This window comes from Azohydromonas lata NBRC 102462 (assembly GCF_001571085.1).
GTDB classification, from domain to species: domain Bacteria; phylum Pseudomonadota; class Gammaproteobacteria; order Burkholderiales; family Burkholderiaceae_C; genus Azohydromonas; species Azohydromonas lata.
In genome coordinates, this window is record NZ_BCTC01000187.1 from 1 (window position 1) to 6,392 (window position 6,392).

Below are 6,392 nucleotides of genomic sequence, written 5' to 3' on the forward strand. Positions count from 1 at the left end.
TTAATACGTAAAGCTATTTCGGGGATGTTGTACTAGATTGCCAGCGGCTCGCAGCGGCTTCTCCTTGAGCCCAGTGCGAGCCGGCATCACAGGCCAACGGGTACAGCCTCGACTGTCCAGTGCTTGGCATTTCAGCAGGACAAGGCCAATACGTTCTGCTGACTTGCGTAGTGTTGAAAGGTGGACTTATCAATAGCAGCGTGCATGGTTTTGACGTGTACGGCAAACTGCCGTATTCTCGCTGCTAGAGGATTTTCCATGCCTGCCCCTTCTTCCAGCTCTACCGCCCGGCTTGAAGCCCGCATCAGCACCGAGCTTCACGCCCTGCTCAAGCGCGCGGCCGAACTCCAGGGCCGGACCATGACGGACTTCGTGGTGGCCGCCGTGCAGGACGCTGCGCAGCACGCCATCGAGCAAGCTGAAGTGGTGCGGCTGTCGCTGGCTGACCAAGAGTGCTTTGCGCAGGCGCTGCTGTCGCCGCCTGAGCCCGCGCCGGCCCTGCAGCGCGCTTTCGAGCGCCGACAGCGCCTGCTGCGCAGCGCCGAGTGAGTCCGCCGCCCTACCGCGTCGTGCCGCTCGACGTAGCCGCACACGACCGCAGCGGCTTCACCAGCACCAGCGCGCCGCTGGACCGCTATCTGCGCGAGCAGGTCACGCAAGACATCCGCCGCCGGGTGGCCGCGTGCTTCGTGGCCCTCACGCACGAGCAGCACATTGCGGGCTACTACACCCTGGCCTCGGCGAGCCTGCTGCTGGCCGATCTGCCGCCAGCCACAGCGAAGAAGCTGCCCCGCTACCCGACGGTACCGGCCGTGCGCATGGGGCGCCTCGCCGTCGACCAGGCTCATACGGGGCAGGGACTGGGCGGGGCGCTGTTGGCCGATGCGCTGCACCGTGCGGCTCGATCCGAGATCGCTGCCTATGCCTTGATGGTGGACGCCAAGGACAAGGCCGCGGTGGAGTTCTATCGCCATCACGGCTTCATCGGCCTGCCGGACGTCGCGCGGACGTTGTTCCTGCCGTTGGCCTCGGTGAGGTGAGCGGTGTGTGGGCTGTCGCAGTTCAATCCTGCAGGCGTCCCATGCGGGCCAGGCTGTCGTTCACAGCTCCAAGTCGCGCAAGGCAGCCATCGATGTGCTCAGCTACCCGGCACATCCGTGACGGATCGGGCAGTCCCGTACTTCGGAACTGCTCGCAAGCCTCCTCGGCCAGCAGCAACTCGCGCTCCAGCTTGATGCGCTCGTGGTTAAGTCGCGCCCACTCGTCCATCAGCCACTCTATGGCGCGGTCGGGCCTGCCACTTCCAGCATGAACGGCAGACGGCGGCCAGTGGCATCCCCGTGGACCCCGGGAGAGCCCTGGGGGGTGACCAGCGCATGCGCTATCGCTGCTGCGGATTCCGGTCCTCGGTATAGATCGATGGCTCGCCGGCGCAACCAAATCATGACCTGGCAGCGGGTGACGCAGTCCCCGCTACCCTGTCCCGTCCTGAACCGCTGCGGCACGCTGCCGCTGCGCGAATCCCAATGAAGTACACCGACTTGAAGCAGGCCCGGGCTGGCGATGCGGACTGGCTGGTCAATGGCGGCGAGATGGGGCGGCTGATCCGCGCCATGGACTGGTCACTCACGCCGCTGGGGCCGCGCGAGCACTGGCCGCAGAGCCTGCGCACCGTCGTCAGCCTGTGCCTGGCCTCCAACTTCCCAATCAACATCATCTGGGGGCCGCAACACATCCAGATCTACAACGACGGCTACCGCGACTGCTGCGGCGACGCCCACCCGCGTGTGCTGGGCGAGGACTACCGCGTCACCTGGGCCAGTGCCTGGCCAGCCATCGGCGAATCCTTCGAGCGCGCCTGCGCCGGCGAGACGATGTTCCTGGAGAACCAGCGCATGTTCCTGCGGCGCCTCGGTGGCGCCCTGGAGGAGACGTTTTTCACCTTCTCGCACTCGCCCATCCGGGACGAGAGCGGCGGCATCGGCGGGTTGTTCCACCCCGTGACGGAGACCACCGCCACGCTGCTGGCGGAGCGCCGCACTCGCGCGCTGCGCGACCTCGGTGCCAGCCTGGGGCTGGCCGTGGACGAAGCCGATGTCGGGCGCCGCACGGTCGAGGTGCTGTCCCGCTTCGAGTGGGACCTGCCGTTCCTGCTGTACTACGCCTTCGATGTCCAGGCCGGCCGCTATCGCTTGGCCGCCCACCATGGCATGGCGCCCGGGCTGCCGGCCACACCGCTGGAGCTGAGCGCCGATGCCGCCGAGCCCTGGCCCCTGGCGCAGGCGCTCGCCAGCCCGGGGCCTGCGCTTGTGCAGGGGCTGCAGGCGCGGCTCGCAGGCGCGCACTGCGGTCCCTACGAGGAGGCGCCGGATGCGGCGCTGGTGATGCCCATCGTCGTCCCGGCCGTGGAGTCGCCGCCGGCGGTGCTGGTGGCCGGCGTGTCGCCGCGGCTGCCCCTGACCGAGGCCCAGCGCGGCTTTCACGAGTTGCTGGGCGTGACCCTGTCCAACGCGCTGTCGGCCGTGCGCTCGCGCGAGGACGAGCGTCGGCGTGCCGAAGCCCTGGCGGAGATCGACCAAGCCAAGACGGCCTTCTTCGCCAACGTCAGCCACGAGTTCCGCACGCCGTTGACGCTGATGCTCGGTCCGCTGCAGGCGGTGTTGGCCGAGGCGGGCAGCGCACTCGGCGCGGCGCAGCGCGAGCGCATCGAGACGGCGCACCGCAATGCGCTGCGCTTGCAAAAGCTCGTGAACGCGCTGCTCAACTTCGCCCGTGTCGAGCAGGGGCGGGCGCAAGCGCAGTTCGTGCCCACCGACCTGGCGCGGCTGACGGCCGAGCTGGCCAGCGGTTTCGAGTCCGCCGTGCACGCCGGCGGCCTGGCGCTGGTGGTGGACTGCCCGGCGCTGCCGCAACCGGTGTGGGTCGATCCCGCGTTGTGGGAGCGCATCGTCCTCAACCTGCTGTCCAACGCCTTCAAGTTCACCTTGGAGGGCTGCATCACGGTGCGCCTGGCCTGGCAGGACGGGCAGGCCGTTCTGACGGTGGCGGATACGGGCAGCGGCATTCCGCCTGAGCATCTGATCCGCGTGTTCGAGCGCTTCCATCGCGTGCCCCAGGCACGCAGCCGCAGCTTCGAGGGCAGCGGCATCGGGCTGGCGCTGGTGCGCGAGCTGGTGCACCAGCATGGTGGCGACATCACGGTGAGCAGCACGCCGGGCGAGGGCACTTGCTTCACCGTGACGCTGCCTGCCGGCTCGGCGCACCTGCCGCCCGAGCAGCTCGGTGCGGCACCAGCTCAGGCCGCCCGGGGCACCGAGGCGCTCGCCTTCGCCCTGGAGGCGCGGCAATGGCTGCAGGACACCACGCCGACGCCGACGCCGATGCCGGCCGACCCACTGGGGGAACGCCGCGCCCGCATCGTGCTGGCCGACGACAACGCCGACATGCGCCGCTACCTGGCGTCGCTGCTTGCACCGGCCTGGGAGGTGGAAGCCGTTGGCAACGGCCAGGAAGCGTTGGCGGCGGTGCGCCGCGAGCGGCCGGACCTGATGCTGTCCGACAGCATGATGCCCGTGCTCGACGGCCTCGGCCTGCTGCGCGCGCTGCGCGAGGACGAGGCGACGCGCACGCTGCCGGTGATCCTGATCTCGGCCCGTGCGGATGAGCAAGCGCGTGTGGAAGGGCTGCAGGCCGGGGCCAATGATTACCTGGTCAAGCCCTTTGCGGCGCGCGAGCTGCAGGCCCGGGTGGCGAGCCAGCTGGAGCTCGCGCGGCTGCAGCGCGAGGCGCAGGCCGCCCAGCGTGCCGTGGCCGAGGCTGCCGCGCTGCGCGCCAGCGAGGAGCAGCTGCGCCTGGCGCAGGAGGCCGCGCGGCTGGGCACCTTCGACTGGAAGCCGCCCGCGGGCGCCCTGGTGTGGAGCCCGCGGCTGGAGGCGATGCACGGCCTCTCACCCGGCTCGTTCGGCCGCACCTTTGATGCCTGGGAACGGCTGCTCCACCCCGAGGACCGCGCGGGCGCCATGCGTGCCATCGAACAGGCCCTCGTCACGAGCGAGCCGGTCGAGGCGCAGTGGCGCGTGGTGTGGCCCGATAGCAGCGTGCGCTGGCTGCAGGGTCGTTTCCAGGCCCGGCTGGGCCGCGACGGGCAGCCGCTGCGCCTGTCCGGCGTCAACATCGACGTCACACGGCAAGAGTCCACCAGCGCGGCGCTGCGCGCTTCGGAAGCCAAGTACCGCGGCCTGTTCGACTCCATCGACGTGGGCTTCTGCATCATCGAGATGCTGTTCGACGAGCTGGGCCAGCCTGTCGATTACCGCTTTCTGGAGGTCAACCCGGCCTTCGAGCGGCAGACCGGCATCCTCGCCGCCGAGGGAAGGCGCATGCGCGAGATCGCGCCAGACCATGAGGGACACTGGTTCGAGACCTACGGTCGTATTGCCGTCACCGGCGAGCCCGAGCGCTTCGAGAACGAGGCGGCGCAGCTGCAACGCTGGTACGAGGTCTACGCGTACCGCCACGGGACGCCCGAGGACCGCCAGGTGGCCATCCTCTTCAACGACATCACCGCACGCCACCAGGCCGATGCACGGCTGCAGGCGCTGACCGCGACGCTGGAGGAGCGCGTGCGCGAGCGCACCGCCGAGTTGGCCGCCGCGCGCGACACCGCCCACATCGCCAGCCGGGCCAAGAGCGCGTTCCTGGCCAACATGAGCCACGAGATCCGCACGCCCATGAACGCGATCGTGGGCCTGACGCACCTGCTCGCCAGCGAGGGCGCCCTGCCACACCAGGCCGCCCAACTCGCGCGCATCGAGGGCGCGGCGCGGCACCTGCTGTACGTCATCAACGACATCCTCGACATCTCCCGCATCGACGCGGGCAAGCTCCAGCTGGAGGAGCGCGACTTCGAGCTGCCCGCGCTGCTGGAGCAGGTGCGCTCCATCGTGGGGGCGGACGCCGCGGCCAAGGGCCTGCAGGTATCGGTCGATGCCGGGGCGCTGCACTGGCTGCGCGGCGACGAGACCCGGCTGCGCCAGGCGCTGCTGAACTACGCGGGCAACGCGGTGAAGTTCACCCGAAGTGGCGCCATCGCGCTGCGCGCGCGGCGGCTGCAGGAGCACAAGGGGCGGCTGCTGGTGCGCTTCGAAGTGGAAGACAGCGGCGTGGGCATCAAGCCGCAACAGGTGCCCCGGCTCTTCGAAGCGTTCGAGCAGGCGGATGTCTCTACGACACGCGAGCATGGCGGCACGGGGCTGGGGCTGGCCATCACGCGCCGCCTGGCCGAGCTCATGGGGGGCGAAGCCGGCGCACAGCCGCTGCCCGTGGGCAGCCTGTTCTGGTTCACGGCCTGGCTGGGCCAGGGGGCCGCGGCCCCCGCGCCGACGGCCCATCCCGTGGACGCCAAGGCCGAGCTGCGCCGGCGCTACGCTGGCGCGCGCGTGTTGGTGGCCGAGGACAACCTCGTCAACCGCGAAGTGGCCCTGGCCCTGCTGCGCAATGCCGGGCTCGAAGTCGACTTTGCGGAGGACGGTGGCGTGGCTGTCGAGAAGGCGCAGCAGCGGCCTTACGCCCTGGTGCTGATGGACATGCACATGCCGGTCATGGACGGGCTGCAGGCCACGCGGGCGTTGCGTGCGCTGCCGGGCCTACAGGCCCTGCCCATCCTGGCCATGACGGCCAATGCCTATGATGAGGACCGCGCAGCCTGCCTGGCCGCCGGCATGAACGACTTCGTCTCCAAGCCGGTGCAGCCCCAGACCCTATACGCCACATTGCTGCGCTGGCTCGACGGCAACACTGATGCCGTCTCACCACCCACAGTGAAATAGTTTTAGAGCATCAGGAAACAAGCCAGCTGGTTGAGCAAGCAATCATGCCAGTCCCGCTGCAACGTGGTCCACGCTTGAGCCAGGCACGCTGATGCCAGTTCGAGTGGAGGTGTCCATTCATTACCCCGCCGCCGGCCCCATGACCACCACGGTGCCGACGGGGCGCACGGAAGAGGCTACCCTGCGGCGCTTTGAGTACGAGGAGCGGTGCTGGCTGGACGTCGAATTGCCTGACACCACCGTGGTGGCCGGCTGGTGCAACGCGCCGGTGTACGCGCAGTGGCTGGACAACGGTACCCGTTTACGGGCAGACCTGGTGGGCCGCCGTGCGTGCATTGAGCTGCGCCAGCGAAAGGTTTCCATCGGAACCGAAGAGAACCAAATGGAAGCTGAGGAAGTTCCCGGAAGCACCGTGCTGTCACGAGAGTGAAACCTCGCAGACCTGCCCAATTCTGTAGGCATCGAAGTCCTCAGTCGGTGACTGCAGTGGTGTTCAGCAGGCACTGCACGCTTGCATCCGACCAAGCCCCCTTTACCTTCGCAGGTGCCCTTGCGGTCTGCTAG

The 6,392-nt window shown here is 69.0% G+C and carries 5 protein-coding genes; 4 read left to right on the forward strand and 1 reads right to left on the reverse strand.

The annotated features are described in order from the left end of the window. The first annotated feature begins 258 nt into the window (after positions 1-258). Together ALA01S_RS29960 and ALA01S_RS29965 are read left to right on the forward strand one after the other, a co-directional pair. A complete protein-coding gene (locus ALA01S_RS29960) occupies positions 259-549 on the forward strand; it encodes a type II toxin-antitoxin system TacA family antitoxin (protein WP_066343240.1) in 291 nt (96 codons plus the stop codon). Continuing rightward, on the forward strand, positions 546-1,040 hold the full coding sequence (locus tag ALA01S_RS29965; RefSeq protein ID WP_066343243.1) for a GNAT family N-acetyltransferase: 495 nt from the start codon (positions 546-548) through the stop codon (positions 1,038-1,040). Before ALA01S_RS29960 ends, ALA01S_RS29965 begins: the two co-directional genes overlap by 4 nt. 22 nt (positions 1,041-1,062) lie before the next feature. Here the strand turns inward: ALA01S_RS29965 and ALA01S_RS29970 are convergent, their stop codons facing one another. After that, positions 1,063-1,269 carry a hypothetical protein gene (locus ALA01S_RS29970; RefSeq protein ID WP_066343245.1) on the reverse strand — a complete coding sequence of 69 codons (207 nt, stop codon included), beginning with the start codon at positions 1,267-1,269 and terminating at the stop codon, positions 1,063-1,065. 257 nt (positions 1,270-1,526) lie between these two features. Here ALA01S_RS29970 and ALA01S_RS29975 point away from each other — a divergent pair, with 257 nt between their 5' ends. Together ALA01S_RS29975 and ALA01S_RS29980 are read left to right on the forward strand one after the other, a co-directional pair. Then, entirely contained in the window at positions 1,527-5,828 is a 4,302-nt protein-coding gene (locus tag ALA01S_RS29975; RefSeq protein ID WP_066343248.1) for an ATP-binding protein, read from the forward strand. A 139-nt stretch (positions 5,829-5,967) separates the two neighbouring features. Beyond that, the gene (locus ALA01S_RS29980) at positions 5,968-6,258 is read left to right on the forward strand and encodes a hypothetical protein (protein WP_157119399.1); all 291 of its coding nucleotides are present in this window, start codon (positions 5,968-5,970) and stop codon (positions 6,256-6,258) included. Positions 6,259-6,392: the final 134 nt, after the last annotated feature.